This is a genomic window from Modestobacter versicolor (genome assembly GCF_014195485.1).
Classification (GTDB): domain Bacteria; phylum Actinomycetota; class Actinomycetes; order Mycobacteriales; family Geodermatophilaceae; genus Modestobacter; species Modestobacter versicolor.
In genome coordinates this window covers 3,036,832-3,063,498 of sequence record NZ_JACIBU010000001.1, presented here as the reverse complement: position 1 = coordinate 3,063,498, position 26,667 = coordinate 3,036,832, and the positions used below count along the sequence as shown (strand labels likewise).

Here is a 26,667-nt window from a genome sequence, read left to right as displayed (position 1 = left end):
TACCTGCACCGGAAGAGTCGCCCGGTGAGCGCGCCGCCGGTCAGCCGGTGAACACCTGCGCCAGGTGGGCGCGCAGCGCCTGCTCGGTCACCGGGCGGGTGCGGAAGCCGACGTGCCCGTCGGGCCGCACCAGGTACGCGGCCGTCCCGCTGCCGGTGGTGCCGTAGGCGGTGGCGAACGCGCCGCGGGCGTCGCTGAGCACCGGCAGGTCGACCAGCGGCGGCACCGACGTCCCCGGGGCGGCCAGCAGGTACGGGCGCACCTGGCCGCCGGTCGACGCCCGGACCGCCACGGCCAGCTCCTCCAGCGCCCGCAGCTCGTCGGGCGAGGTGCCGGGCCCGGCGTGCAGCAGCAGCGTGGAGTGGGTGCCCCGGGTGAGGTCGAACAGCCGCAGGTCGTGGGCGACGCCGAACCGGCGCAGCCCCAGCACGTCCGGCGCCCGGTGGCCGGGCTCCGGCCCCCCGGCGAACCCCTGCGAGTCGGTGACCTCCCCGACCAGCGGGCTCCCGGCGTAGTTCATCGTCATCTGCATCTCGAGCAGGAACTGCGCCCGCTCGTCGTCCATGTCCATCTCGTCGGTGAACGCGATGGCCACGGCGCGGTCGACGATCGCCTTGCCCGCGGGACGCCGCTCGGCCTGGTAGCTGTCCAGCAGGCCGGGGGAGGCCTGCCCGCGGACGGCGAGGGCGACCTTCCACGCCAGGTTCCAGGCGTCCTGGATGCCGGTGTTCATGCCCTGCCCGCCCGCCGGGGGGTGCAGGTGCGCGGCGTCGCCGGCCACGAACACCCGGCCGTCGCGGTACCGGTCGACGATGCCGTGCTTGACCCGGAACACCGACGACCAGCGCAGGTTGGTCGCCGTGGTCCCGGCCGGGCCGAGGTCGTCGATGGCGGCCTGGATGTCGGCCAGCCCCGGCGGGTCGTACTCCTTCCAGAACCCGGGCGGCACGACCCCGCTGCCGATCGTCTGCTGCAGCCGCTGCGGCGCCAGCGTCGCCACCCGGTACCGGTTGCGGCCCTTGAGCGGGACGCAGACCAGCATGCCGGTGAAGTCGCCGTCCTCCTCGATCCGCACCCAGCGGACCAGGTGCCCCGGTGGCATCTCCCAGTCGACGTCGACGTCGCCGAGCATGAACAGCTGCGGGAACATCGACAGGCCGCCGTCGAAGGTGAGCCCGAGCTGGGCGCGCACCGCGCTGCCCGACCCGTCGGCGCCGACCAGGTACTGCGCCCGGGTGCTGGACCGGGCACCGTCGGCGTCCACCAGCTCCGCGGTCACGCCGTCGTCGTCCTGGCTGAAGCCGGTGAGCTCGACCCCGCGGTCGACCCGCACGCCCAGCGCGGCGAGCCGGTCGCCGAGGATGCGCTCGGTCTCGTACTGCGGCAGCCCGAGGTGGGCGTAGGGCAGCTCCTCGAGCCCGGACCAGTCGACCTGGTGGGTCTGCCGGCCGTTGACGAACACCGTCTGGCCGTACAGCCAGCTGCCGGCGTCCATCGCCTCGGTGACGACGCCCTGGTCCTCCCAGATCTCCATCGTCCGGCAGTGCACGCCGATCGCCTTGTCCGCCTGGGCGGCCGGCGCGCTCCGCTTGTCCACGACCCGGACGGCGATGCCCCGGCGGGCCAGCTCGATCGCCGCGGTCAGCCCGGTGGGCCCGGCGCCCACCACGAGCACCTCGCAGGCGGTGCGGACCGGCGCGGCCGCGGGCGGGGCGACCGGGGCGGCCGCCGGTGCGGGGCGGGGCGCGGGCACCGACTCGGCCACCGGGCCGGCCGGGGCCGGGGTGGTCGTCGCGGCCCGGACGCCGCGGACGCCGGCCTCCTGCGGGCGGAACCGGATCTCGTAGAGCTTGCGCTCGAAGAACACCGACAGCCAGCGGATCAGCGGCCCGCTCTGGTCGGCGTGCGAGGGGTCGTCCACCCAGTTGCGGAAGTCCTCGTCGGACTCCCACTCGGCGAAGATGTGGTAGATGTCCGAGCCCGGTTCGCGGAGCAGCTCCTCCCGGATCAGCCCCGGCGTCCCGCGCAGCCGGTCGGTCACGACGGCGTAGGCCCGCTCGAACGCCTCCTCCTCGCCGGGCCCGACCCGGGTGCTGATGTCCACCCGGACGTGCGAGCCCTGCTCCCCGCCGGCGATGCCGCAGCGCACCTCGTAGGTGCTGCGGTCGGCGTCCTCGCGCAGGTCGCGGAGGGCGGCGGTCAGCGTCTCGCGGGCCCGGGACCGGCCGAAGGCGTCCGCCGCGGCCCGGTCGGCCCAGTCGCCGGCGATGAGGAAGGTCCGCGGGTCGTCGGCGTCACGCAGCAGCTCCTGCCGGACGTTGCCCGGCTCCGCGGCGATCTGCGCGGCCGCCGCCTGCCAGGCCTCCTCGAACTGCGCCTCGCAGCCCTCGCGCACCCGCATCCGCAGCAGCGTGCGCACGGCGCCGCCCTGCGTGGTGGTGGGTGGGTCCTGGACAGCGGTCATGAGGTCTCCTCCTGGGGACGGCGCAGCACCAGGCTGCTGTTGAACCCGCCGAAGCCGCGGGCCAGGACGACGACCGTGCCGACCTCCTGCACCCGGTGCTGCTGCACGAGGTCGACGCCGGGGGCGTCGACCGGGTCGTCGAGGAACGCGGTGCCGGGCACGATCCCGTCGCGCATCGCCAGCAGCGCCGTCGCGACGTTGAGCGCCGAGCCGCCGGCCATCAGCCGCCCGGTCCAGGACGACGGCGCGGTCACCGGCACGGGGGTGGCCCGGCCGCCGAAGACCCGCTGCAGCGCCTCCAGCTCCAGCGCGTCCAGCTCGGGCACGCCGGCCCCGTCGGCCAGCACCAGGTCGACCTCGTCGGGGGTCACCCCGGCGTCGGCCAGGGAGAGCCGGATCGCCCGGGCGTACTGGGTGGCGTCGGGCGCGGGGTCCTCGTGGTGGTGGGCGTCGTGGGTGGCGCCGTGGCCGACGACCTCGCCCCACACCTGCCGGGCCCCGCGGGCGCGGGCGGCGCCGGCCTCCTCCAGCAGCAGGATCGCGCCACCCTCGCCGACGACGTGGCCGTCGGCCCGCCGGTCGAAGGGCTTGTACGCGTCCTCCGGACGGGTCGCGGTCGACAGCCGGCCGCTGGTCGCCTGGCACAGCAGGGCGTAGGGCGTCACGCCGGCCTCGGTGCCCCCGACCAGCACCGCCGGCGTCCCGCGCCGGACGACGCGCCGCGCCCAGCCGATGCTGTCCAGCCCGCCCGCGCCCTCGCTGACCACCACCCCCGACGGGCCCTTGTAGCCGTCGCGGATGGAGATCTGGCCGGTGCTGGCCGCGTAGAACCAGGCGATCGACTGGTACGCGCCGACCGACTTGGGCCCCTTGGCCCACAGCCCCTGGATCTCGTGCTGGCTGAACTCGTTGCCACCGGAGCCGGCGGCCAGGAACACCGAGGTCGCGTAGGCGTCCTCGGGCTCGGAGTAGCCGGCGTCCTGCGCGGCCAGGGTGGCCGCCGCCAGCGACGTCCAGGTCCACCGGTCGGTCTGCACCATCAGCTGGGGCGCCACGAACGCCTTCGGCTCGAAGTCGCGCACCTGCCCGGCCAGGCTGACGCCGTACTGCGCGGGGTCGAAGCCCTCGATCGGCCGGATCGCCGCCTCGCCGCGCACCAGCGAGGACCAGTGCGCCTCGACGCCGATGCCGGTCGGGGCGACCACGCCGATCCCGGTCACCACCAGCCGGGTCATGCCGTCCTCCGCGAGGGGTGGGCCAGCACGATCGCCGACTGGAAGCCGCCGAAGCCGCTGCCCACCGACAGCGCGACGTCCACCTTCTGCTCGCGCGCGGTGTTGGGCACGTAGTCCAGGTCGCACTCGGGGTCGGGCACCCCGTAGTTCGCCGTCGGCGGGACGACGCCGCGCTGCACGGCCAGCGCGGTGGCGGCGATCTCGATCGAGCCGATCGCGCCGAGGGAGTGGCCGACCATCGACTTGATCGAGCTCATCGAGACCCGCTGCGCCGTGGGGCCCAGGCTGAGCTTGACCGCCGCCGTCTCGTGCCGGTCGTTCTGCTTGGTGCCCGACCCGTGCGCGTTGACGTAGCCGACCTCGTCGGGGTCGACCCGGCCCTGGTCCAGCGCCAGCCGGATGGCCTCGGCCATCTCGACGCCGTCGGGGCGCAGCCCGGTCATGTGGTGGGCGTTGCAGCGGTTGGCGTACCCGCTGACCTCGCAGTACACCTCCGCGCCCCGCCGCCGGGCGTGCTCGAGCTCCTCCAGCACGAGCACCGCCGCGCCCTCGCCCATCACGAAACCGTCGCGGCGGGCGTCGAACGGGCGGGAGGCGTGCTCGGGGTCGGCGTTGTTGCCGGTCGTCGCCCGGATGGTGTCGAAGCAGGCCATCGAGATCGGCGAGATCGGGGCGTCGCTGGCACCGGAGATCACCACGTCGGCGTCGCCGTCCTCGATCAGCTGGCTGCCGTAGCCCACCGCGTCGATGCCCGAGGTGCAGCCCGTGGAGACCACGGTGGCCGGCCCGTGGGCGCCGAAGCGCACCGCCAGCTCGGTGGCGCCGCAGCTGGGCACCAGGGCGTGGTGCAGGAACCGCGAGGCGTAGCGGGGGTCGACCAGCCAGTGGGTGCCGGCGTCGCTGACCGCCACGTACTCGTTCTCCAGCCGCATGGTCGCCCCGACGGCGGTGCCCAGCACGACGCCCACCCGGTCCGGGTCCGGCGCGTCGTCGGCGCCGCCGGTGCCGAACCGCAGCCCGCTGTCGGCGACCGCCTCGTCGGCGGCGACCATCGCCATCTGCACGAAGCGGTCGTTGCGGGCCACCTCGTGCGCGGTGAGGCCCAGCTTGCGGCCGTCGAAGTCCACCTCGGCCGCGACCTGCGAGCGGAAGCGGCTGGGGTCGAAGAAGGTGATCCGCCGGGTCGCCGTCCGGCCGGCCGTGATCATGTCCCAGAAGCCCTCCCGGCCCATCGAGCCGGGCGCGACCACGCCGATGCCGGTGAGCACCACCCGGCGCCCGGTGGCGCGGCTCATCGGGTGCCCGGCGCGGGCTCGGTGTCGACGTGGCCGAGCTCGGGCCGCGGGGCCAGCGGGCCGCAGAAGAACACCAGCTCGGCGGGGCCGGCGCCGTCGTTGACGATCCGGTGCCGCACCCCGATCGGGATGTGCACCGCCGACCCGCCCGGCAGCCGGCGCTGCTCGCCGTCCAGCGTGGCGACCACCTCGCCCGCGACGCAGTAGAGGAACTCCTCCGAGTACGGGTGCCAGTGCTCGGTGACGACCTCGCCCGGCTCCAGGGTGAGGGTGCCGAGGAAGCCGGCGGTCGACCCGACGCTGGCGGGGGAGAGCAGCACGCGGATGTCACCGCCGCGGCGGCGGTTGGGCAGGGTGTCCGCCCGGGACACGGTCGGCCCGCAGCGCACGGTGGCCACGGGGTGCTGGATCGTCGTCATCTCTCTCCTCGGGTGGGCGCCGGACCCGTGAGCACGGGTTCCGGGCGGGTGGCCGGAGCGGGCAGCCCCGGACCCCCGGCCAGCTGGACGGGGAGGTCCGGGTGGACCTGGCGGATCAGCGGGCCGAGGGTGGGCACCGCCCCGACCTCGACGACGCAGCGGGCGCCGGCCTCCACCAGCGCCCGGGAGGTGGCCTCCCACTGCACCGGCGAGGTCAGGTGCCGGCGCAGGCCGCGGGCCAGCTGGTCGGGGTCGCGGGTGGGCCGGCCGTCGACGTTGGGCAGCACCGGCACCGCTGGGACGGACCAGTCCAGGTCGGCGAGCGGGGCGGCCAGCCGGGCGGCGACGGACTCCACCAGCGGCCCGTGGCAGGCGACCCGCCCGGGCAGCCGCACGAGGTCCAGCCCGGCGGCGGTGACGGCCGTGCGGGCCCGGGCCAGCTCGTCGCACCCGCCGGAGAGCACCACCTGCGCGGGGGCGTCCACCGAGGCGACGGTCAGGCTGCCGGTGGCCCCGACGTCCGCGACGACCCGGCGGGCGACCTCGGAGGCGCCCGGGCCGACCACGGCGGCCATGCCCGCGCAGCACGGCCGCGGCGCGTGGGTGAGCATCTCGGCCCGCCAGTCGACCAGGGCCACGACCTGGTCCAGCCGGAGGGCGCCGGCGGCCACCAGCGCCGCGTACTCCCCGACGCCGTGCCCGGCGTACGCCACCGGCTGCAGGCCCTGGGCGACCAGGCTGCGGGCGCCGGCCACCCCGGTCACCACGGCCGCCAGGGCCGCAGCCACCGGGTCGCAGAGGTTGAGCCGGTCGCGCCACCACGGGACGACGTTGCGGCCCAGCACCTCCGAGGCCTCCTCGACCACGTCCCGGGCGGCCTGGTCGGTCAGCCACGGGTCGAGCGCGCCGGGCACGACGGCGTCCTCGCCCGGGAGGACGACGGCGGCCTCCCGGAGCGGGCCGGTCACCGCGCCGGCTCCGGGCGCTGCCGGGCGGCCGCCTCGACCTTGTCCCGGATCACCGCCATCTGGACCTTGCTGTTGGCGTCGATCCGCTCGGTCATCGCCGCGGTGTCGATCGGTGCGTCCGGGCGCATCCGGAAGTCCTGCACCCACCGCATCCGGGTGCCCGCGCCCTCCGGCGCGTAGCTCCACCGGATGTCCATGAACTCGAACGGCCCGGGCTCGACCCGGCGGGCGACCACCTCGTGCCGGGACTCGTCGAGCGTGCGCTCGGAGACCCAGCTCCACACCCGCCCGCTCTCGTCGGGGTGCATCTTCAGCCGGAACCGGAAGGTGGAGCCGGACTGCGCGAGCACCTCCACCTCGGCGTACTCGGTGAACAGGTCGGGCCAGGACGGCAGGTCGTTCGTCATCCGCCACACGTGGTCGATGTCGGCGTCGATGACGATCGAGTTGTCGGTGTGGCCGACGGTCCGGCTCTGGTCCTCGAGGGTGCTCATCTGGGTCCTCCGGCGGTCGTGCGTGGGTGGGGGCGGATCGGTGCGGCGATCAGGCCATCTGGGACTGCGCCGCCGAGACGGTCGCGACGATGTCGCCGAGCGTGTAGCCGTCGGGGCTGTCGTCGGGCATCTCGGTGCCGAAGCGGTCGTGCAGCTCGGTCTGCATGGACAGGAAGGCCAGCGAGTCCAGGCCGATGTCGGCGAAGTGGGCGTCGGGGTCGGTGGTGCGCTGCTCCGGCGGCAGCCCGGCCTTCTCCGCGAGGAGGTCCATCAGGTCCTCGAGGGTGAACGACGGTGCGGTCATGGCGGTGTTCCTTCCGTGAGCGGTGCGTGGGCGAGGGGTCCCGGCCAGTCCTGGTCGGACGGGGCGGGCACGAGCTGCAGGGGGCCGCGCGGGGCGGGCAGGGTGGCCGTGGGCGTCGCGCTGAGAGCGGTGGCCTCGACCAGCAGGTCGGGCAGGCAGCGGTCGAGGAACTCGATGTCGTGGCAGTCGGCGCGCACGTCGGGGTGCCGCAGCAGGGCCCGCTGCAGCGCGGTGGTGGTGCGCAGGCCCGGGCCCTCGACCCGCAGCTCGGCCAGCGCCCGGTCCATCCGGCGGATCGCCTGGTCCCGGTCGGGCGCCCAGACCACGAGCTTGCCCAGCAGCGAGTCGTAGTGCGGGCTGACGTCGTCGCCCTGCCGGTAGCCGGTGTCGAAGCGGGTCCACGGGCCGCCCGGGGGCCGCAGCACGTCGAGGTGCCCGGGGGCGGGGGCGAACCCGCGGGTGGGGTCCTCGGCGTTGATCCGGCACTCGATCGCGGCGCCGCGGGTCACGACGTCCTCCTGTCGCAGCTGCAGCCGCCGGCCACCGGCGACCAGCAGCTGCTCGCGCACCAGGTCGACCCCGGTGAGCACCTCGGTGACCGGGTGCTCGACCTGGATCCGGGCGTTCATCTCCATGAAGTACGCGCCGGCGTCGTCGACCAGGAACTCGACCGTGCCCGCGCCGGTGAACCCGACGGAGAGCGCCCCGCGCACCGCCAGCGCGCCCAGCTCGGCGCGCTGCCGGGGGGTGAGGTGGCCGGCCGGGCCCTCCTCGAGCAGCTTCTGGTGCCGCCGCTGCAGGGAGCAGTCCCGCTCGCCCAGGTGGATCCCGGCGCCGTGGCCGTCGCAGAGCACCTGCACCTCCACGTGCCGGGCCCGGGTCAGGTACCGCTCCACGTAGACGGCCGGGTCGCGGAAGACCGCGCGGGCGACCGCCCGGGTCGCGGTGAAGGCGTCGGCGAACTCCGCGGGCGCGCGCACCACGGTCATCCCGCGGCCACCGCCGCCCGCGGCGGCCTTGATGATCACCGGGTAGCCGATCTCGTCGGCGATCGCCCGGCCCTCCTCCGCCGTCCGCACCGGCTCGACCACCCCGGGCAGCAGCGGCAGGCCCGCGTCGGCCATCAGCCGGCGCGCGGTCGCCTTGTTGCCCATCTGCTGCATGACCTCCGGGGGCGGACCGACGAAGGTCAGCCCCTCCATCTCGCAGATCTCGGCGAAGTCCGGGTCCTCGGAGAGGAAGCCGTAACCGGGGTGGACGGCGTCCGCGCCGGTGCGCAGCGCCGCCTCGATGAGGTTGGGCACGTGCAGGTAGCTGTGCCGTGGCGCGGGCGGGCCGATGTGCACCGCCTCGTCGGCCATCTCCACGACCGCGGAGTGCCGGTCGGGGGTGGAGCAGGCGGCGACGACCTCGATGCCGAGCTCCCGGCAGGCCCGGGCGATCCGGACGGCGATCTCACCGCGGTTGGCGATGAGCAGCCGGCTGATCACCGCGGCCCCCCGGCGGGGCGCAGGTGCAGCAGGACCTGCCCGTACTCGACGGACTCCGCGTCGCCGACCAGGACCTCGCTGACCACGCCCGCCTCCTCGGCGACGATCGGGTTCATCAGCTTCATCGCCTCGACGATCCCGAGGGTCTGGCCGGGCTCGACGGCGTCACCGACGCGCACGAACGGGCCGGCGTCGGGCGAGGGTCCCGCGTAGAAGGTGCCGACCAGCGGGGCGCAGACGGTGACGACGTCGGGCGGGACGCCGGGTGGGTCGTCCGCGGTCGCGGTGCTCGTCCGGGGCGCGCGCACCGCCCCCTCCGCGCCGCGGTCGTCCGGCGCCCACTCGACCTCGATCGTCTCGTCGCCGCTGCGGACGGTCAGCCGGCGCAGGTCCCCGGGCAGGGTGCGGGCCAGCTGCACCACCTCGTCGCTGAGCGTCCGGGTGCGCTCCTCGGCCGGCGCGGGCACGCCGTTGACGGCCGCGCGGGGGGCGAGCTCACCGGGGGACACGTCAGGACCTCCCCGGGAGCACCGGCTGCAGCGCGCGGACCGGCCGCGCGCCCTCGCCGTCCAGACCGGACAACCGGCGTGACCGGGCCGCCAGCAGCGTCTCCACGTCGCACCCGGCGAGCTCGTCGAGCTCGCGGAGCAGCGCCGCCCGGAGGTGCCGGGCCGCCGCCGCCGGGTCGGTGTGGGCGCCGCCGGGCGGTTCGGGGACGACGGAGGTGGCGATGCCCGACCGGTAGAGGTGGCCGGCGCCCAGGCGCATGGCCCGGGCCGCCGTGGGCGCGGCGCCGGCGGTCCGCCACAGGATGGCCGCGCACCCCTCGGGGCTGATCACCGAGAGGTAGGCGTTCTCCAGCACCAGCAGCCGGTCCGAGGTGCACAGGGCGAGCGCTCCACCGCTGCCGCCCTCGCCGGTCACCACCGCCACGACCGGGACCCGCAGCCGGCTGCTGCGCATGATGATCTCGGCGATCGCGTGCGACTGGCCGTGCTCCTCGGCCTCCGGGCCGGGGTGCGCCCCGGGGGTGTCGACCAGGGTGACGACCGGCATCCCGTGCGCCTCCGCGTGGCCGAGCAGGCGCAGGGCCTTGCGGTAGCCCTCCGGGTGCGGCATGCCGAAGTGGTGGGCCACCCGCTCGCGGACCGAGTGCCCCTTCTCCTGCCCGACCACCACCACCCGGTGGCCGCCGATGGCCGCGATCCCGCCGACCACCGCCGGGTCGTCGGCGCAGGCCCGGTCGCCGTGCAGCTCCACGAAGTCGTCGAAGGCGGTGTGCAGGTAGTCCAGCGTGGTCGGCCGGTCGACCACCCGGGCCCGCTGGACGACGTCCCAGGGGTCGTCGTCGCCGAGCCACCCGGTCGGGTCCGCGTCGTCGGTGCCGGCCTCCGCCGCCCGGGCGCGCACGTCGGGGACGCGGGTCCGGTCGTGCAGGGCGAGCAGCCGGACCAGCAGCGGCCGCAGCTCGGCCCGGGTCTCCACCCGGTCGACCAGGCCGTGGGCCAGCAGGAACTCCGCGGTCTGGAAGTCGCGGGGGAGCTCGGCGCGGATGGTCTCCTGCACCACCCGCGGGCCGGCGAAGCCCACGTGCGCCCCCCGCTCGGCGACCAGGACCGAGCCGAGCGTGGCGAACGAGGCGGAGACCCCGCCGTAGGTCGGGTCGGTGAGCACGCAGACCGAGAGCAGCCCGGCCTCGCGCAGCCGGCCGAAGGCCTCGCTCACCCGGGCCATCTGGAACAGCGAGAACACGCCCTCCTGCATCCGGGCGCCCCCGCTCGCGCAGACGGTGACCAGCGGCAGGCCCTGCGCGAGGGCCAGCGCGGCCGCTCCGCCGACCCGGCGCCCCACCTCCACGCCCATGCTGCCGCCGAGGAAGCCGAAGTCCATGACCGCCAGGACGACGGGGAAGCCGCCGATCGAGGCCGTGCCCGCGACGACCGCCTCGGACTCGCCCGAGCGCCGGGCGGCGTCCCGGACGCGGTCGGCGTAGGGCCGCAGGTCGGTGAAGGCGAGCGGGTCGGAGTCGCGGCAGGGGGCGACCGTCTCGGTGAAGCTGCCCGGGTCGGTGAGCTGGTCGATCCGGGTGCGGGCGTCGAGCCGGAGGTGCTCGTCGCACTCCGGGCAGACGTGCAGGTCCCGTTCCAGCCGCTTGCGGTAGAGCAGCCAGCCGCAGGCCGGGCAGGCGGTCCAGCCCGCCTGCCCGGGCGGGGCCGGCACACCTGGGGTGGTCATCGGGGAACGCGTCATGGCTGCCTCTCAACCGGGTGCTGTCGGAGCCTCACTCGGGCGAGGACGTCCAGTGGTAGAAGCGGCGCGCCATCGCGTCCTGCGGTGAGCGCCAGTTCGGGTCGTAGGCCTCGATGTAGGGCGCGAGGTCCTCGCTGACGGCGCGGAAGGCCGGCAGCGACTGCGCGATCCGCATCGCCTCGGGGGCCGGCCGGTCGAAGCCGATCAGGTGCACGTAGAGGCCGTGGAACTGGTACAGCGACCGCTGCCGCACCCCGATCTCGTGGGGCACCGACGTCGCGTCGTGGCGGCCGAAGACGGCGGCGACCTCGTCGGCGTCGCCCGGGGCCATCTTCGCGATGATCATCGTCTCGTGCACGGCTGCTCCTGCGCTGGCGGGACCGTCGGACGCCGTCGACGCTAGGGCGGCGGTGCAGGGCCGGGCATCGGCCGGACGGACGGTTCCGGCGGCCACCCGGGGGTGGGGTCGGGGGCACGCCCCCACCGGAGGGAGCGGTCGGCGCCCACCGGTCCGCGTGGTCCGGTCCGCCCTCCGGCGCAGGGCTCCCCCACCCGGGGTGGCCCGCCCCGTTCCCCGGGCGGCCGGACCCCCTACCCGGGTATGAACCCTGGTCCGGATCGGGTGCGACGCGCGGGGAGGTGTGGCGCCCGACCAGCGCGATCCCCTAGCTTCCGACTACCGGAACTGATCGGGCTCGGTCCACGCGGCCTGTCCGGAGCGGAGAAGGGGCCCATGGCCGGCGACGCGTACCTCGGCATGGCCGACCAGGCCTCGCCCGGCGTGCGTGCCGGCCTGCCCGGCACCGCCCCCGCCGTGCCCGCCGGCGGCCCGGCCGCCCGGGCGGCTGTCCGGGTCCTCGTCTGCGACGACCACGAGGTGCTGCGGCACGGCGTGCGCGCGGTCCTGCTCCGCGCGCCGGACCTCCTCGTCGTCGGCGAGGCGGAGGACGCGGCGGAGGCGCTCGAGCTCGCCACCCGGACCCGGCCCGACGTCACGGTGGTCGGCCTGGGGGTCTGGGGACCGGTCGTGCAGGGCCTGGTGCGGTCCCTGACCGGGATGGGCGTGCGGGTGGTGCTGCTCGGCGAGCCCGGTGCCGGCAGCGACCTGGTCGACGCGCTGCAGGCCGGCGCCAGCGGGTACGTGCACACCACGGTGAGCCCGCAGCGCCTGGTCGACGGGGTGCGTGCGGTGGCGCAGGGGGAGACGGTGCTGGACGAGGCCGCGACCGGCGAGCTGCTGCACCGGCTGGACGACACGCCCCGGCACGCCGACGGCGCGCGGTCGGCCTTCAGCGGCGCGCTCACCGCGCGGCAGATGGCGGTGTCCCGGCTGGTCGCCGAGGGCCTGACCAACGCCGAGATCGCCGAGCGGCTCGACGTCAGCCGGGCCACCGTGAAGGGCCACATCACCGTGGCGCTGCGGCGCCTGGGGCTGCGCGACCGGACGCAGCTGGCCATCCAGTTCCACCGGGCCACCGGCCTGGCCCGGGGGGAGGGCCCGGCCGGCTGAGCCGCGGCGCAGCACGGCGCACAGGGCTCTGTGCGCAGGCTGTGCGAAATGTGGGAGACGACTGTCATCCGCACTGAATCGTCCGCTACCGTCTGTGCAGCGCAATCACCGTCAGCTCAGGGACGAGCGGACCGCGATCCGCCGGCCCCCGGGGCGGTGGATGGGCTGCGTCACGGGGCGGAGCAGGGGAGTCCGCATGGGCAGCGACGACGTAGGGACGGATCCGGGCCACCGCGGCCTGCAGCTGCGCCCGTCGGAGGAGCCGAGGGCACGCGCCCTCCTCCACGACGTGGCCCGGGTGCCGGAGCAACGGCGGTCACCGAACGTCCTGCAGCCCTGCGCGAGCCGGCCGCCGCGACCGCTGGTGCAGGTGCTGCTCTGCGAGGACCAGGAGGTCTTCCGGCTCGGGCTGCGCGCGGTGTTCGAGGCCCAGCCCGACATCGCCGTGGTGGCCGAGACCGCCGACCTCGAGGAGGCGCTCGCGGTGGCCGAGCGCCCCGGCACGCAGGTCGTCGTCGTCCGGCAGGGGCTGGTGGGCGGCGCCACCCTGCCGCTGCTGCGGGAGCTGTGCCAGCGCGGGACGGCCGTGCTGGTGCTGGCCGAGTCCTGCGCCGGCAACCGGGCGGCGCTCGTCGACGTGCTGCAGGCCGGCGTGCGGGGCTTCCTGCCCCGCCGCGCCGCCGCGCAGCGCCTGGTCGAGGCGGTCCGGGCGCTGGCCCGGCACGAGGCGGCGCTGGACTCCACGGTCACCACCCAGCTGGTCACCTACCTGACCGGCGACGGCGCCCAGGTCTCCCCCGAGCGCCGGGCCCTGGACCGGCTCACCGAGCGGCAGCGCGAGGTGGCCGCGCTGGTGGCGCAGGGCCTGAGCAACGAGGAGATCGCCCGCCGGCTGTTCCTGAGCCCGGCGACGGTGAAGAGCCACCTCACCGCGGTGATGCGCCGGCTGGAGGTGCGCACCCGCACGCAGCTGGCCATCCTGGTCAACCGCGACCACTCCCCGGCCGCCTAGCGGCCGGGGCCGCCCCTCACACGACGTCGCGCCGGGCCAGCAGCAGGCCGGTGAGCGCGGTGAACAGGAGCAGGAAGCCGCCCAGCACCCAGGCCGCCTGCGTCCCGTCGACGATCGCGGCCACGCCGGGGGTGCGCAGCGTCGCCTGCTCGCCGGCCAGCGCCGCGACCAGCGAGCCGGCGTTCACCCCGGGCAGCGCGGCCTGGGCGGCATCGAAGAACCCCAGCAGCGGCGCGGCCACGTTGACCACCAGGTTCTCCACGGCCAGCACCCACACCAGCCCGAGCCCGATCGGCAGGGCGGTGCTGCGCAGCGCGGTGCCCAGCAGCACGCCGAGCGCCCCCCAGGTGGCGGCGATGAGCAGGCCGCCGCCGAGGCCCCGGGCGAGCCGGCCGGCCGAGGGCCAGTCGGCCGGCGCGGACTCGCCGGCGGCGATCAGCCCGCTGACGCACCCGGTGACCAGGAAGCTCACCAGCACCGCCCCGGCGAGCACCACGAGCAGCGCGAGCAGCTGGGCGGCGAGGACCTGCGTCCGGCGGGGGCCCTGGCCGAGCAGGGTCTTCAGCGTCCCCCAGCCGTACTCGCTGCCGGCCAGCAGCGCGCCCAGGGTGAGCAGCAGGGCGCCACCGAACAGCGGGAGCCCGGACAGGCTGTTCTCCACCAGCCGGTCGGGCAGCGTGCCCGCCAGCAGCTCCTCCGGCGGGCTGCCCTCGTAGGAGGCGCCGCGCCGGTAGCTGACGAAGGGGATGACGGTGCTGAACACCAGCTGCAGCGACGGCCACAGCCCCAGCAGCACCCAGGTCGCCGGCCGCCGCAGCAGCTTGCCCAGCTCGGCGGTCACCATCGCCCCGAGCGACCCGGCGGCCCGGCGCGGCGCCGGCCGCGCGATCGTCGCCGCGCTCACCGCAGCGCTCCGCGCCCGGCACCGTCCGCGGTCGGGCCGGCGGCGCCCGGTGGCGGCCCGGTCATCCGCAGGAAGACCGCCTCCAGCGTCTGCGCCTCCTGGCGCAGCCCGGTCACGTCGACGTCGGCGTGCACCAGGGCCCGGTTGACCCGGGCGGCGTCCTCGGGTCCGGCCTGCAGGTGCAGCGCCCCGTCGACCACGGACACCCGGTCGGCGCCGAGCAGCCGGGTGGCGACCGCGGCGGCCTCGCCCAGCGGCTCGGCCTCGACCACCAGCCGGCGCAGCCCCACGAGCTCGTCCACGCTGCCCTCGACCACCAGGCGACCGGCGGAGATGACCGCCACCCGGTCGCACACCTGCTCGACCTCGCCGAGCAGGTGGCTGGAGAGCAGCACGGTGCGGCCGTCGGCGGCGAGCCGGCGGAGCAGGGCCCGCATGTCGGTGATGCCCGCCGGGTCCAGCCCGTTGGTGGGCTCGTCGAGGACGACGACCTCCGGGTCCTTGAGCAGCGCCGCCGCGACCCCCAGCCGCTGCTTCATGCCCAGCGACCAGGTGCTGTAGCGGTCGTCGGCCCGGTCGAGGAGGTCGACGGTGCCGAGCACGGCGTCGACCCGGTCGGGGGCGGCGCCGGCGTAGCGGGCGAGCACCCGGAGGTTCTGCCGCCCGGAGAGGTAGGGGTAGAAGCCCGGCCCCTCGATCAGCGCGCCGACCCCCGGCGACGGTGCGCCGGCCGGCCGGCCGAGCACGGTCGCCGTCCCGCTGGTCGGCCGCACCAGCCCCAGCAGCGCCCGCAGGGTGGTGGTCTTGCCGGCGCCGTTGGGGCCGAGGAAGCCGTAGACCTCCCCGCGGCGGACGGTCAGCGACAGGTCCTCGACGGCGGCGCGGGAGCCGTAGCGCTTGGTCAGCCGGGAGATCACCACCACCTCGTCGGTGGCCGGCCGCTCGGCGGCAGGCCCGGACCGGACGGTCTGCGCAGGCTGCATGGCCGGACTGTGCTCCGGTGGCCACACGCTGTCGACGTCGTCCCGGGAGGTCGCGGCCGAATCGGTCGCAGGGCGGGGGAGGCCGGGCCGCGGGCGCGCACCGGCGGTCGTGCAGGCACACGCCCCAGGTCGTACCCGGCCCACGGCGCTGGTCGGGGGTTGCCACCTCGGGCGGGCCGAGGTGCCGACTCCTGGCCGCTGGGCCTGGGCGGGCGCGCAGGTCAGGGTGGTCCTCGCCAGGGACCGGGTGCCGAGGTCAGCTCCGCACCGGCTCGTCGACCAGCGTGGCTCGAACGGGGAGGGCGATGATGCGCACCACCGGCAGCACCAGCACGGCCAGGACCAGCAGGAGCCGATGGCGCTCCCGGAGCCGGGTGGTCGTCCTGGCCGGGGCCCTCGTGCTCGCCGCCCTGCCTGCGGGCACCGCGGCCGCCCGCGGCGGCAGCACCCACACCGTCAACCCCGGCGAGTCGATCCAGGCGGCGGTCGACCGGGCCGCCTCCGGCGACACGATCCGGCTCGGTGCCGGCACCTTCACCGAGGCGGTCTGCATCGACCACAAGGCGCTGAAGATCGTCGGCGCGGGCATGGGGCGGACGACGATCACCTGGCCCGACTGGGGGCAGGCCGCACCGCTGCCCGAGGTGGCCACGAACCCCTGCTGGGAGGCGCACGAGCGGTCGGACGCCGAGGGCAACCCGAGGACCCTGGCCGACGACGTCTCGGGGCTGTTCTTCCTCTACCCCGACGGCCCGGTCACGGTCTCCTCGCTGAGCACCCGCAACCACCCGGCCAACGGGATCGTCGCGTGGGGGGCCAACGGCTTCGACGTGCACGCCACCTCGGGCACCGGCCACGAGCGGTACGGCATCAGCGCCGCGGCCTCCACGAACATCCGGATCGCCGCGAACGTGGAGAAGGGCGTCGACCGCGGGGCCCCCTGGTACGCCGGCACCGGCGGGATCGGCATCGGCGACTCGAACGGCGCGAACGCCCGGATCACGGCCAACTGGGTCCAGGGCTACAACCTGGGCATCTTCATCCGCGAGTCCCGCGGCGGCCGGATCACCGGCAACACGGTCACCGGCAACTGCGTCGGCGTGCTCATGTTCGACGACGCCGCCACCGAGGTGCCCGACGCCACGGGGAACGTCCAGGGCGGCGACTTCCGGATCACCGCCAACGCCGCGGTCGCCAACAACCGGTACTGCCTGGCCGGCCGCGACGGCAGCCAGGTCGTGTCGGGGGTGGGGATGTCGGTCACCAACGCCGACCACGTGACCATCCGGGCCAACACGGTGACCGGCAACCGCGCGAACGTCCCGGCCGGCGCGGCGCCGGTCAACTACCCGGGGGGCGGCCTGAGCCTGGTCACCTTCGCCCCACCGCCGGGCACCCTGCCGGAGGGCGTTCCCGGACCGGGGCCGGTGGAGCACGTCGAGGTGACCGCCAACCACTTCGCCGACAACGCCCCGGTCGACATCTTCGTGACCCCGGGGGAGCCCGCGAACCCGTTCCTGGGACCCGCCGGACCGGGGATCGTCATCCGGCACAACCTCTGCTCGACCAGCAACCCGGGCGGGCTCTGCTGACCCTGCCCCGTCAGCGCACGGAACGAGGCCCCTTCCCCGCCGGGAGGGGGCCTCGTCCCACGCTGCGCCGAGCCGGCCGGACCGATCACCGCAGGAGGCAGCTGTGCCCGCCCGACCCCGGATGACCCTGACCAGCACGGTGCTCGGCACGCCCGACCCGCGCGGGCTGGCCCGCTTCTACGCCGAGCTGCTCGGCCGGGAGGTGGCCACCGACGAACCGGGGTGGGTGACCCTGGGGCCGGGGGGGCCGGGGCTGTCCTTCCAGCTGGAGACCGACCACGTGCCGCCGACCTGGCCGCAGGGCCCCGGCGACCAGCAGATGCAGCTGCACCTCGACGTCGAGGTCGACGACCTGGTCGCCGCGACCGGGTTCGCCCAGTCGCTCGGGGCCCGGGTGGCCGAGTTCCAGCCGCAGGACGACGTCCGGGTCATGCTCGACCCGGCCGGCCACCCGTTCTGCCTCTACACGTCCGGCTGAGGCGCCGGCTCAGCTCTCCGGCGGCCCGGCCAGGCGCTTGGCCCGGGCGGCGGACACCTCGTCGAGCCCGCGGTGGCCGCTGGCCCGGTGCAGGGCGGCCTGGTCCTCGATCCAGCGGGTGTGCGCCTCCCAGGCCGCCTGCTTGCTCACGTCCAGCGCGCGGCCGATCGCCGACCAGGTCGCGCCGGCCTCGCGGGCCGACCGGACCGCGAGCTGCTGGCCGTAGCCGGCCTTGCTGGTGATGACCTGGCCGAGCGCGAGCAGCTCCAGGGCCTCGGTCTGGGAGAGCCGCTCGGCCTCGACGGAGTCCTCAGCGGTGGGGTCGGCGAGGGAGTCGCGGGTCCGCAGGTCGTCGAAGCGGGCGACCGCGGTGCGCAGGGTGTGCTGGCGGGCGAGGTCCGCGGGGCTGGTCACCTGCCCGACGGTCCTCGTCAGGGCAGCTTGACGCCAGCGTGTTCGCAGCCGGCGTACCGGGTCGGCCGACCCGGGCGCGGTGCCGGGCCGGCCCGCGCCCGGGTCCTGCGGTCAGGCGTCCGCGGCGGTCCGCACCCCGAGGCGTTCCCGCAGGAACGCCGTCACCTGGGCGCGCGCCTCGTTCGTCGGGTGGCCCGGGGTGTCGACGTCCTTGCTGGTCAGCACCATGTGCTCGCGCTTGCCGATGCCGGCCGGGTTGCCGGGCCGGGAGTTCAGCGAGATCGGCAGCCAGCCGTCGCCGAAGGCGGCGCGCAGCGAGCGGAACCGGTCGGTCGGGGAGGCGCTGTCCTCGCTGAACCGCAGGCCGACCAGGCACAGGCCGTCCTCCTGGACCCGCGTCGAGATGGCGTCCCGCTCGCGGTCGGACATGCCGAGGTCCCGGCGGCGGCCGCCGGTGAGCGGCATCGGCAGGCTCGGCTGGCTGGCCACCGGCGCCAGGACGGCGGGCTCCACGGCCGAGGCGAGCGCGAAGCCGCCGCTGAAGCACATGCCGATGACGCCGACGCCCGGACCGCCCACCCGGTCGTGCACCCGGCGCGCCACGGCCCGCACGTACTCGGCCACCGGCCGGTCGGCGCGCTTGGCGAAGGCGCGGAACTCGCGGTTGATGCAGGCGCCGGCGAACGACCGCGCCCCGTAGCCGGGGGACAGCGGCCGGCCGGGCTGACCGAACAGCGAGATGACGGTGACCGTGAAGCCGGCGTCGACCAGGTGGTCGGCAAGGCCCATCACCTCGGGCGTCATGCCGGGGATCTCCGGCAGCAGCACGACCCCGGGCCCGGTCCCGCGCGTGTAGAGGTCGTGGGTGATGCCGGCGTTGCTGAAGGGCTCGACGGCCCAGCCGGCCAGTACGGACGATGACGGCTCTGTCATCGGCTGATCGTGGAGCACGGGACCGCTGCGCGTCGACCCCTCCGCCGCGCGGCGTCGCCCGCGAGTGTGCGCAGGACGTCGTGTCCCGGCCCCGGACCCGACGATCCGCGCACAACGGCGGCCCGCCGCTGGGCTGGCGCCGGCGGGGCCGGTCGCCGACGATCGGCCGGGTGGCACAGCTGGCGCAGGCGAACCTCTTCCGCCCGCGCGCGCCGTGGGACGACCCGGTGATGCGCGAGTTCGTGCTGGCGCTGGACACCGTCAACTCCCTCGCCGAGGCCAGCCCCGGGTTCGTGTGGCGGCTCCTCCCGGGGGACGGTCATGGGGCCGTGGTGGTCGAGGACGACGACGCGCCGGTGCTGGTGAACCTCTCGGTCTGGACCGCCTACCCGCCGCTGCACGAGTTCGTCTACCGCAGCGCGCACGCCTCCTACCTGCGACGGCGCAGCCGCTGGTTCGAGCCGGTGACCCAGCCCGCGGCGGTGCTGTGGTGGGTGGACGACGGCGACCGGCCCTCCGCGGACGACGCGGTCCGGCGGCTGCGGTACCTGCAGCGGTACGGCCCGACCGCGCGGGCGTTCGGCATGCGCCAGCGCTTCGAGCCCGACGGCCGGCCCAGCCCGCGCCGCCAGGGACCGCGCGAGCTCCCGCCGTGGCGCCCGGCCGACCGCCGGCGCTGAGTCAGTCGGCCAGGGAGCGCAGGATGCGGGCCAGCTCGGTGCGGTCGCCCGGGGAGAGCCGGGCGAAGAGCTCCTCGGCGTCGGCGGCCCGGGCGGCGTCCACCTCGCGCTGCACCCGGCGGCCGTCGTCGGTGGGCGTGAGCACCACGGCCCGCCGGTCGGCCGGGTCGGCGGCGCGCACGACCAGGCCCCGGTCCTGCAGCCCGTCGGCCACCTCGGTCGCCGAGCGCGGCGCGATCCGCAGCGCCTCGGCCAGCTCCGACAGGCGCACCCCGTCGCGGGCGCAGACCACCCGCAGCGCCCGGGCCTGGTGCGGCGACAGCTCCCACGGCTCCAGCACCGCGCTGAACCGCCGGCGCAGCGTGCGGGCCAGCCGCATCACCAGGTCACCGAGCAGCGCCGTCCCGTCGTCGGTCCTCGGGGGGTCGGCCACCCGGGAATCGTAGCGAGAGCTGTGCGGTTACCACACCGTGAGGTAACCTCAGCATCAATCCGAAGGGGTGGTCGCTTGGACGACAACACCGACACCGGGGGCCGCCGCGGCGGCCGACCCGACCCGGCCGACAAGGCCCAGCTCGAGCGCTCGCCCGTGCGCTGGAGCCGCGTCGCCGGCCTGTTCCGCCCGTACCGCGGGCAGCTGACCCTCGTGGTCGCGCTCATCGTGGCCTCCTCGCTCATCGCGCTGGCCACGCCGTTCCTCGTCCGGCTGGTCATCGACGAGGCCCTCCCGCGCCAGGACGTCCGGCTGCTCGCCTGGGCCGTCGCCGGCATGGTCGCGGTCACCGCCGTCACCGCCGTGCTCGGCGTGCTGCAGACCTGGCTGTCCACGACGGTCGGCCAGCACGTCATGCACGGCCTGCGCACCGCGGTCTTCACCCACCTGCAGCGCCAGTCGCTGGGCTTCTTCACCCGCACCAAGGGCGGGGAGGTGCAGTCCCGGCTGACCAACGACATCGGCGGCATGCAGTCGGTGGTCACCTCCACCGCCACGTCGCTGGCCTCCAACGCCACCACGGTGATCGGCACCGCCGTCGCCATGGCCGCGCTGAGCTGGCGGCTCTCGCTGCTCTCGCTCATCGTGCTGCCGCCGGCCATCTGGCTGACCCGCAAGGTCGCGCGGATGCGCCGCACCATCACCGCCCAGCGCCAGCGGTACCTCTCCGACCTGCACTCCCAGGTCGAGGAGGGGCTGAGCGTCAGCGGCGTCCTGCTCGGCAAGACCCTCGGTGCCGGCCCCGCCCAGTCGCAGCGCTTCGCCGGGACGTCGGACGACCTGGTCGGCCTGGAGGTGCGCTCCCAGCTCGCCGGCCGCTGGCGGATGGCCACCATGAGCATCGTGTTCGCCGGCATCCCCGCGCTGATCTACCTGGCCGCCGGCCTGCCCGCGACCAGCGGCGGCATGACCATCGGCACGCTGGTCGCCTTCACCACGCTCCAGGGCGCGCTGTTCCGCCCGCTGATGGGCCTGCTGGACGTCGGCGTCGCGCTGACCGCCTCGATGGCGCTGTTCAGCCGGGTGTTCGAGTACCTGGACCTGCCCGTCGACATCGACGACCCGGCCTCCCCGGTGCCGCTGGACGACGTCCGGGGCGAGGTCCGCTTCTCGCACGTCGGCTTCTCCTACGCCGACGGCCACCGGCCCGCGCTGGACGACGTCGACCTGGTCGTCCCCGCCGGCGCCACGCTCGCGCTGGTGGGCGAGACCGGTTCGGGCAAGAGCACGCTGGCCTCGCTGGTGGCCCGGCTCAACGACCCGACGTCCGGGCGGGTGACCATCGACGGCACCGACGTGCGGGACGTGGCGCTGGCCGACCTGGCCCGGGTGGTCGGCGTCGTGTCGCAGGAGACCTACCTGCTGCACGGCACGATCCGGGAGAACCTGCGGCACGCCAAGCCCGACGCCACCGAGGCGGAGATGGTCGCGGCCGCCCGCCGGGCGCAGGTGCACGACGTCATCGCCGCGCTGCCCGACGGCTACGACACCGTGGTCGGCGCCCGCGGGCACCGGTTCTCCGGCGGGGAGAAGCAGCGGCTGGCGATCGCCCGGACGCTGCTCCGCGACCCGCGGGTGCTGGTGCTCGACGAGGCGACCAGCGCGCTGGACAACGCCACCGAGCGCGCCGTCCAGGTCGCGCTGGACGAGGCCAGCCGGGGCCGGACGACGATCACCATCGCCCACCGCCTCTCCACCGTGCGGCACGCCGACCTGATCGCGGTGCTCGCGCACGGCCGGGTCGTCGAGCAGGGCACCCACGAGGAGCTGCTGGCCCTGGGCGGCCGCTACGCCGAGCTGGCCGGGATCGCCGAGCGGGACGCCGTCCTCGTCGGCTGACCTGCCGCACCCCGCGAGTGCGCCACGGAGCCCCCTTCCCGCACCGGGAAGGGGGCTCCGTGGCGCAACGGGCGGAGAGGGTCAGCCCTGGGCGAGCTTCGAGACGTGCTCCCACTGGCGCCACTCGGCCAGCCGCGACTCGTAGTCGCGGGTCGCGATGGCCAGCGGGCCGTCGCCGAAGAAGACCCGCAGCGGCGGCTCCTCCGCGTCGACGACCGCCAGGACGGCGGCGCGGCTGGCGGTCGGGTCGCCGGGCGAGGCCACCCGGGCCCTGCGCTGCTCGGCGGCCTTCTCCCGGTACTCGTCGTAGGCCGGGTTGGGCTCGGCGTGCTTGGCGGAGGCGCCACCCCAGTCGGTGGAGAACCCGCCCGGCTCGATCAGCGTGACCTTGATGCCGAAGTCGGCGACCTCGGCGGCCAGCGACTGGCTGAACGCCTCGAGCGCCCACTTCGAGGCGTTGTAGATGCCGATGTTCGGGAACGCGGTGATGCCGCCGATGCTCGACACCTGCAGGAAGTGCCCCGAGCCCTGCTCGCGCAGGAAGGGGAGCGCGGCCTGGGTGACGAACAGCGCGCCGAACACGTTGGTGTCGAACTGCGCGCGCGCCTCGGCCTCGGAGATCTCCTCGACCATCCCGAACTGCCCGTACCCGGCGTTGTTGACGACGACGTCCAGCCGCCCGAAGTGCTCGTGGGCCCGGGCGACCGCGGCGAACACGGCGGCGCGGTCGTCGACGTCCAGCTGGATCGGCAGGACCTTGTCGCCGAACTGCTGCACCAGGTCGTCGAGGGAGGAGGTGTCGCGGGCGGTGGCGGCGACGCTGTCCCCGCGCTCGAGGGCCGCGATCGACCACTCCTTGCCGAAGCCGCGCGATGCGCCGGTGATGAACCAGGTCTTGGTCATGGGTGCTGTGTCCTCTCGTAGAGCGTCCGAGGTGGGCCAGCGCACAGGGCCCCGGAGGTGTTCCCGCCGGACGTGACGATCGCCGCAGTCGCCCCGGTCCCGGAATGGTGAGCCGGGGCAACGACCTTGGCACCGGGCATGGACCTGTTCTCCCCCGTCACCCTCGGTGACCTCCAGCTGGCCAACCGCGTCGTCATGGCCCCGCTGACCCGGATGCGGTCCGGTGCGGACGGCGTCCCCGGTGACCTGGTCGTCGAGCACTACCGCCAGCGGGCCGGCCTCGGCCTGATCATCACCGAGGGCACCTACCCCCGGTACGAGTCCCAGGCCTTCGTCGGCCAGCCCGGCATCGTCACCGACGAGCAGGTGGCCGGCTGGCGCCGGGTCGCCGACGCCGTCCACGCCGAGGGCGGCCGGATCGTCATGCAGGTGATGCACGGCGGCCGGGTCACCCACCCCGACGTCAACGGTGGCCGCCGGGTCGAGGCGCCCAGCGCCATCGCCATCCAGGGCGCCGGCCACACCGAGAAGGGCAAGCAGCCCTACCCGGTGCCGCACGCGCTGACCGTCGAGGAGGCCGCCGAGGTCCGCGACGACTTCGTCGCCGCGGCGCGCCGCGCGGTCGAGGCCGGCCTGGACGGCGTGGAGGTGCACGGCGCCAACGGCTACCTGCTGCACGAGTTCCTCTCCCCGGCGAGCAACCGGCGCGACGACGTCTACGGCGGGTCGCCCGAGAACCGGGCCCGGTACGTGATCGAGGTCGTCACCGCGGTCGCCGAGGCGATCGGGCCCGGCAGGGTCGGGTTGCGGATCTCGCCGGAGCACGGCATCCAGGACGCGCTGGAGACCGACCACGAGGACGTCCGGGCCACCTACGGCGCGCTGATCGACGCGCTGCGCCCGCTGGGCCTGGCCTACCTGTCGGTGCTGCACGCCGAGCCGGCCGGTGAGCTCGTCCAGGAGCTGCGCCGCCGCTTCGGCGGCCCGCTGATCGCCAACTCCGGCTTCGGCACGGTGACCACCCGCGAGGAGGCGGTGCGGCTGATCGAGGCCGCGCACGCCGACTGCGTCGCGGTGGGCCGGCTGGCCATCGCCAACCCCGACCTGGTCGAGCGCTGGGCCGGTGAGCACCCGGAGAACGAGCCCGACCCGGCGACCTTCTACGCACCGGGCGCGCGGGGCTACACCGACTACCCGACGCTGCAGCTCAGCCAGAGCTGATCCGTTTGCGCCCTGGAGCGCGCATCCCACCCGGGGGGGGCGTGCTCCAGGGCGCAACCGCAGGAGGTCAGGCGCGGGTGGCCCGGGCGGTGAGCTCGAGCTGCAGGTGCCGGCCGGTCATCCCCTTCTGCGCCGTCAGGCCGTGGGCGTAGCGGTCGACCGTCGTGGTCAGCCGCACGACGAGGACGTCGCCGTCGGGCTGGACGTCGACCACCGCCAGCTCCACCGGCGCCGTCCGGCCACGCACGGTGAGCTCACCCGGCACCGGACCGGTGGGCGGGCCGGCCGCCCGGAGCGTGATCTCCGGGTGCGCCTCGGCGTCCAGGTACCTCGCCGACCGCACCGCCCCGTCGCGCGCGCCGTTCCCGGTGTCGAAGCTGGCCGCTGCGACCGTGCCGACCGCCTCGACCCGGTCAGCGGCCACGGTGATCCGGCCCCCGGTGACCGCCAGGCTGCCGCGCACGGTGCCCAGCCCCCACAGGTGCGTGGTGGTGAACCGGACGGTCGAGCCGGCCGGGTCGACGAGGTAGGTGCCCGGTGCGGGCAGGGCAGTGGTCATGCGGGCCTCCGGTCGCGTGAGCTGGGGGAACACTCCCGGCCCGGCCGGGCAGCCGGCAACCGGGAGCGACACGGAACGGACTCGGCCCGTTCGACTTCCGGCCGGTCGCTTGACATGTGCTCGCCATCACCCCGACGATCCCCCGCATGACTACGTTGTCATCGGGCGCACCCGACGAGCCGATGACTACGTTGTCATCCGACGTCGCCGCAGCCCAGGGCGGTGCCCGGCTGCCCACGATGGTCGACGTCGCCCGGGCGGCCGGCACCTCGCAGAAGACCGTCAGCCGGGTGGTGAACGCCGAGCCCGGGGTGCGCCCGGAGACCGTCGAGCGCGTCCAGCGGGCCATCGCCGAGCTGGGCTTCCGCCGCCACGACGGCGCCAGCCACCTGCGCCGCGGCACCAGCACCGCGAGCATCGGGCTGGTCCTGGAGGACCTCGCCGGGTCGTTCTACTCGGCGGTCACCGCCGCGGTCGAGCGCAGCGCCCGCGAGCGCGGCTACCTGCTGCTCACCGGCTCCGCCGACGGCGACCCCGAGCGGGCCGGCCGGCTGGTGCAGGCCTTCGCGGCCCGCCGGGTCGACGGCCTGCTCATCGCCCCCAACCTGGTCGGCGACGAGGTGCTGACGGCGAACCTGCCGCCCGACGTCCCCGCGGTGCTGCTCGACCGGCCCAGCGCCGACCACGGCACCGACGAGGTGCTGTCGGACAACGCCGGCGGCGTCGCGCAGGCGGTCCACCACCTGGCCGACCAGGGCCACCGCCGGATCGCCTACCTCGGCGACGACGAGCGGTTCTGGACCTCCCGGCAGCGCCGCGACGGCTTCCTCGCCGCCTGCGCCGAGCGCGGGCTGCCCACCGAGGGCCTGGTCACGCTGGGCGCGCTGGACCCCGACGGCGTCGCGGCCGCGGCCGCCGGCTGGGCCGCCTCCGGCGTCACCGCCGTGGTCACCGGCAACAACCGGGCCAGCGTCGCCCTGCTGCACCACCTGCACGACCGCCCCGGCCCGCGCCCGGCGCACGTCGGCTTCGACGAGCTCGACCTCGCCGACGTCCTCGACCCGCCGCTCAGCACGGTCGCCCAGGACGCCGGCGGCATCGGCCAGGCCGCGGTCGACCTGCTGTTCGAGCGGATCGCCGCCCCGGGGCTGCCGCCGCGGTCGGTCGTCGTCCCCACCCGTCTCGTCGTCCGGCGGTCCAGCCCGCCACCGGACGGCGCCCCCGCATGACCCGCACGGCCCGTCCCGATCTCGTCCACCCGCAGACCCTGGAGCAGCCCATGTCCCGCCGCCTCGCCCTCCGCGCCGCCGTCCCGGTCGCGCTCACCACCGCCCTGCTGCTGGCCGGCTGCGGCGGCAGCGACGACGACCCGGCGGCCGCCGGCTCGAGCAGCGGCGGGAGCGCGGACTCCGCCGTCCCCGACACCGCCGACATCGTCGACGGCGTCACCGCCGACGACGCGCTCGCCGCCGGGCTGCCGGCCGACCTCTCGGCGCTCGCGGTCGGGTCGAACGTCCAGTCGCCGCCGAACAACTTCTACGCCGAGGACGGCTCGACCCCGGTCGGCTTCGAGGTCGACATCATCACCGCGATCGGCAAGAAGCTCGGCCTGGAGGTCGAGTACTCCGACATGGCCTTCGACTCGCTGATCACCAGCCTGCAGACCGGCCGGGTCGACGCCACCATCGCCGGGATGAACGACACCGCCGAGCGGCAGGGGTCGATCGACTTCGTCGACTACTTCACCTCGGGCATCACGATCATGGTGCAGAAGGGGAACCCGGCCGGCATCGAGGCCAGCGCCGACCTCTGCGGCAAGGCGATCGCCGTCGTCCAGGGGACGACGCAGGAGGACTTCGCCGCCGAGCAGTCCGCCGAGTGCGAGGCCGGCGGCGAGGACCCGCTGGAGGTCACCGCCACCCCGAGCGACTCGCAGAACCAGACCCAGCTGCGCACCGGCCGGGTCGACGCGATCCTCAACGACCTGCCCACCGCGGTCTACATCTCCAAGACCGCCGGCGACGGCGAGTACTTCGAGACCGTCGACCAGGACCCCATCAACGGCGGCCCGTACGGCATCGGCGTGGCGAAGGAGGACGCCGCGCTGCGCGACGCGATGCAGCAGGCCCTCCAGTCGCTGATCGACGACGGCACCTACGGCGAGATCCTCGGGGCGTGGGACGTCACCTCCGGCGCGGTCGACCAGGCGACCGTCAACGGTGGCTGA

At 75.5% G+C, this 26,667-nt stretch carries 27 protein-coding genes; 9 read left to right on the top strand and 18 right to left on the bottom strand.

Going from position 1 to position 26,667, the window contains the following annotated elements; all coding sequences use genetic code 11:
• Positions 1 to 40: 40 nt before the first annotated feature.
• Genes FHX36_RS14920 through FHX36_RS14870 form a run of 11 tightly spaced genes read right to left on the bottom strand, consistent with a single transcriptional unit; the run spans position 41 to position 11,277 of the window.
• Positions 41 to 2,464, bottom strand: coding sequence for an FAD-dependent oxidoreductase (locus FHX36_RS14920; protein ID WP_183513861.1), 2,424 nt, complete (start codon positions 2,462 to 2,464; stop codon positions 41 to 43).
• The gene (locus tag FHX36_RS14915; RefSeq protein WP_110554061.1) at positions 2,461 to 3,699 is read right to left on the bottom strand and encodes a beta-ketoacyl synthase N-terminal-like domain-containing protein; all 1,239 of its coding nucleotides are present in this window, start codon (positions 3,697 to 3,699) and stop codon (positions 2,461 to 2,463) included. The genes FHX36_RS14920 and FHX36_RS14915 overlap by 4 nt, the downstream gene beginning before the upstream one ends.
• Entirely contained in the window at positions 3,696 to 4,994 is a 1,299-nt protein-coding gene (locus tag FHX36_RS14910) for a beta-ketoacyl-[acyl-carrier-protein] synthase family protein (protein ID WP_110554062.1), read from the bottom strand. Before FHX36_RS14910 ends, FHX36_RS14915 begins: the two co-directional genes overlap by 4 nt.
• Complete coding sequence (locus FHX36_RS14905) at positions 4,991 to 5,413, bottom strand: cupin domain-containing protein (RefSeq protein WP_110554063.1); 423 nt, start codon at positions 5,411 to 5,413, stop codon at positions 4,991 to 4,993. The genes FHX36_RS14910 and FHX36_RS14905 overlap by 4 nt, the downstream gene beginning before the upstream one ends.
• The gene (locus FHX36_RS14900; protein ID WP_183513860.1) at positions 5,410 to 6,381 is read right to left on the bottom strand and encodes an acyltransferase domain-containing protein; all 972 of its coding nucleotides are present in this window, start codon (positions 6,379 to 6,381) and stop codon (positions 5,410 to 5,412) included. The genes FHX36_RS14905 and FHX36_RS14900 overlap by 4 nt, the downstream gene beginning before the upstream one ends.
• Entirely contained in the window at positions 6,378 to 6,875 is a 498-nt protein-coding gene (locus tag FHX36_RS14895; protein ID WP_110553120.1) for an SRPBCC family protein, read from the bottom strand. Before FHX36_RS14895 ends, FHX36_RS14900 begins: the two co-directional genes overlap by 4 nt.
• Positions 6,876 to 6,924: 49 nt before the next feature.
• Positions 6,925 to 7,179 carry an acyl carrier protein gene (locus FHX36_RS14890; RefSeq protein ID WP_110553121.1) on the bottom strand — a complete coding sequence of 85 codons (255 nt, stop codon included), beginning with the start codon at positions 7,177 to 7,179 and terminating at the stop codon, positions 6,925 to 6,927.
• Positions 7,176 to 8,669, bottom strand: a complete 1,494-nt coding sequence (locus FHX36_RS14885; protein ID WP_258372876.1) for an acetyl-CoA carboxylase biotin carboxylase subunit — start codon at positions 8,667 to 8,669, stop codon at positions 7,176 to 7,178. The genes FHX36_RS14890 and FHX36_RS14885 overlap by 4 nt, the downstream gene beginning before the upstream one ends.
• The gene (locus FHX36_RS14880; RefSeq protein WP_258372877.1) at positions 8,666 to 9,178 is read right to left on the bottom strand and encodes an acetyl-CoA carboxylase biotin carboxyl carrier protein; all 513 of its coding nucleotides are present in this window, start codon (positions 9,176 to 9,178) and stop codon (positions 8,666 to 8,668) included. The genes FHX36_RS14885 and FHX36_RS14880 overlap by 4 nt, the downstream gene beginning before the upstream one ends.
• A gap of 1 nt (position 9,179) precedes the next feature.
• A complete protein-coding gene (gene accA / locus FHX36_RS14875) occupies positions 9,180 to 10,904 on the bottom strand; it encodes an acetyl-CoA carboxylase carboxyltransferase subunit alpha/beta (RefSeq protein ID WP_246405491.1) in 1,725 nt (574 codons plus the stop codon).
• Positions 10,905 to 10,950: 46 nt separating this feature from the next.
• The gene (locus tag FHX36_RS14870; protein WP_110553123.1) at positions 10,951 to 11,277 is read right to left on the bottom strand and encodes a TcmI family type II polyketide cyclase; all 327 of its coding nucleotides are present in this window, start codon (positions 11,275 to 11,277) and stop codon (positions 10,951 to 10,953) included.
• 375 nt (positions 11,278 to 11,652) lie between these two features.
• Here FHX36_RS14870 and FHX36_RS14865 point away from each other — a divergent pair, with 375 nt between their 5' ends.
• Both FHX36_RS14865 and FHX36_RS14860 read left to right on the top strand, forming a co-directional pair.
• A complete protein-coding gene (locus FHX36_RS14865; RefSeq protein ID WP_110553124.1) occupies positions 11,653 to 12,429 on the top strand; it encodes a LuxR C-terminal-related transcriptional regulator in 777 nt (258 codons plus the stop codon).
• 298 nt (positions 12,430 to 12,727) lie between these two features.
• The gene (locus FHX36_RS14860) at positions 12,728 to 13,441 is read left to right on the top strand and encodes a LuxR C-terminal-related transcriptional regulator (protein ID WP_258372879.1); all 714 of its coding nucleotides are present in this window, start codon (positions 12,728 to 12,730) and stop codon (positions 13,439 to 13,441) included.
• Positions 13,442 to 13,457: 16 nt separating this feature from the next.
• Here the strand turns inward: FHX36_RS14860 and FHX36_RS14855 are convergent, their stop codons facing one another.
• Together FHX36_RS14855 and FHX36_RS14850 are read right to left on the bottom strand one after the other, a co-directional pair.
• On the bottom strand, positions 13,458 to 14,345 hold the full coding sequence (locus FHX36_RS14855) for an ABC transporter permease subunit (protein WP_343056626.1): 888 nt from the start codon (positions 14,343 to 14,345) through the stop codon (positions 13,458 to 13,460).
• On the bottom strand, positions 14,342 to 15,328 hold the full coding sequence (locus FHX36_RS14850; protein WP_183513859.1) for an ABC transporter ATP-binding protein: 987 nt from the start codon (positions 15,326 to 15,328) through the stop codon (positions 14,342 to 14,344). The genes FHX36_RS14855 and FHX36_RS14850 overlap by 4 nt, the downstream gene beginning before the upstream one ends.
• A gap of 374 nt (positions 15,329 to 15,702) precedes the next feature.
• Here FHX36_RS14850 and FHX36_RS23590 point away from each other — a divergent pair, with 374 nt between their 5' ends.
• Complete coding sequence (locus FHX36_RS23590) at positions 15,703 to 16,920, top strand: right-handed parallel beta-helix repeat-containing protein (RefSeq protein WP_146251699.1); 1,218 nt, start codon at positions 15,703 to 15,705, stop codon at positions 16,918 to 16,920.
• A gap of 103 nt (positions 16,921 to 17,023) precedes the next feature.
• Positions 17,024 to 17,398 carry a VOC family protein gene (locus FHX36_RS14840; protein WP_220036066.1) on the top strand — a complete coding sequence of 125 codons (375 nt, stop codon included), beginning with the start codon at positions 17,024 to 17,026 and terminating at the stop codon, positions 17,396 to 17,398.
• Between the two features lie 9 nt (positions 17,399 to 17,407).
• On the opposite strand, the gene FHX36_RS14835 is transcribed toward FHX36_RS14840, so the two are convergent.
• Complete coding sequence (locus FHX36_RS14835; protein WP_110553871.1) at positions 17,408 to 17,812, bottom strand: hypothetical protein; 405 nt, start codon at positions 17,810 to 17,812, stop codon at positions 17,408 to 17,410.
• Positions 17,813 to 17,923: 111 nt separating this feature from the next.
• Positions 17,924 to 18,745: a dienelactone hydrolase family protein gene (locus FHX36_RS14830; protein WP_110553870.1), complete on the bottom strand. Its 822-nt coding sequence runs from the start codon at positions 18,743 to 18,745 to the stop codon at positions 17,924 to 17,926.
• Positions 18,746 to 18,915: 170 nt separating this feature from the next.
• On the opposite strand from FHX36_RS14830, the gene FHX36_RS14825 reads away from it, so the two are divergent.
• The gene (locus FHX36_RS14825; protein WP_181428910.1) at positions 18,916 to 19,425 is read left to right on the top strand and encodes a DUF3291 domain-containing protein; all 510 of its coding nucleotides are present in this window, start codon (positions 18,916 to 18,918) and stop codon (positions 19,423 to 19,425) included.
• Position 19,426: 1 nt separating this feature from the next.
• Here FHX36_RS14825 and FHX36_RS14820 read toward each other — a convergent pair whose 3' ends face one another.
• Complete coding sequence (locus FHX36_RS14820; RefSeq protein ID WP_343056625.1) at positions 19,427 to 19,858, bottom strand: MarR family winged helix-turn-helix transcriptional regulator; 432 nt, start codon at positions 19,856 to 19,858, stop codon at positions 19,427 to 19,429.
• Between the two features lie 75 nt (positions 19,859 to 19,933).
• On the opposite strand from FHX36_RS14820, the gene FHX36_RS14815 reads away from it, so the two are divergent.
• On the top strand, positions 19,934 to 21,757 hold the full coding sequence (locus FHX36_RS14815; RefSeq protein ID WP_110553720.1) for an ABC transporter ATP-binding protein: 1,824 nt from the start codon (positions 19,934 to 19,936) through the stop codon (positions 21,755 to 21,757).
• Between the two features lie 81 nt (positions 21,758 to 21,838).
• Here the strand turns inward: FHX36_RS14815 and FHX36_RS14810 are convergent, their stop codons facing one another.
• The gene (locus FHX36_RS14810) at positions 21,839 to 22,660 is read right to left on the bottom strand and encodes an SDR family oxidoreductase (protein ID WP_110553722.1); all 822 of its coding nucleotides are present in this window, start codon (positions 22,658 to 22,660) and stop codon (positions 21,839 to 21,841) included.
• Between the two features lie 138 nt (positions 22,661 to 22,798).
• On the opposite strand from FHX36_RS14810, the gene FHX36_RS14805 reads away from it, so the two are divergent.
• Positions 22,799 to 23,881, top strand: a complete 1,083-nt coding sequence (locus FHX36_RS14805) for an alkene reductase (RefSeq protein WP_110553723.1) — start codon at positions 22,799 to 22,801, stop codon at positions 23,879 to 23,881.
• A 67-nt stretch (positions 23,882 to 23,948) separates the two neighbouring features.
• On the opposite strand, the gene FHX36_RS14800 is transcribed toward FHX36_RS14805, so the two are convergent.
• Positions 23,949 to 24,440 carry a YceI family protein gene (locus FHX36_RS14800; RefSeq protein WP_110553725.1) on the bottom strand — a complete coding sequence of 164 codons (492 nt, stop codon included), beginning with the start codon at positions 24,438 to 24,440 and terminating at the stop codon, positions 23,949 to 23,951.
• 182 nt (positions 24,441 to 24,622) lie between these two features.
• On the opposite strand from FHX36_RS14800, the gene FHX36_RS14795 reads away from it, so the two are divergent.
• Positions 24,623 to 25,669 carry a LacI family DNA-binding transcriptional regulator gene (locus FHX36_RS14795; protein ID WP_183513858.1) on the top strand — a complete coding sequence of 349 codons (1,047 nt, stop codon included), beginning with the start codon at positions 24,623 to 24,625 and terminating at the stop codon, positions 25,667 to 25,669.
• Between the two features lie 50 nt (positions 25,670 to 25,719).
• On the top strand, positions 25,720 to 26,667 hold the full coding sequence (locus FHX36_RS14790) for an ABC transporter substrate-binding protein (RefSeq protein WP_110552447.1): 948 nt from the start codon (positions 25,720 to 25,722) through the stop codon (positions 26,665 to 26,667).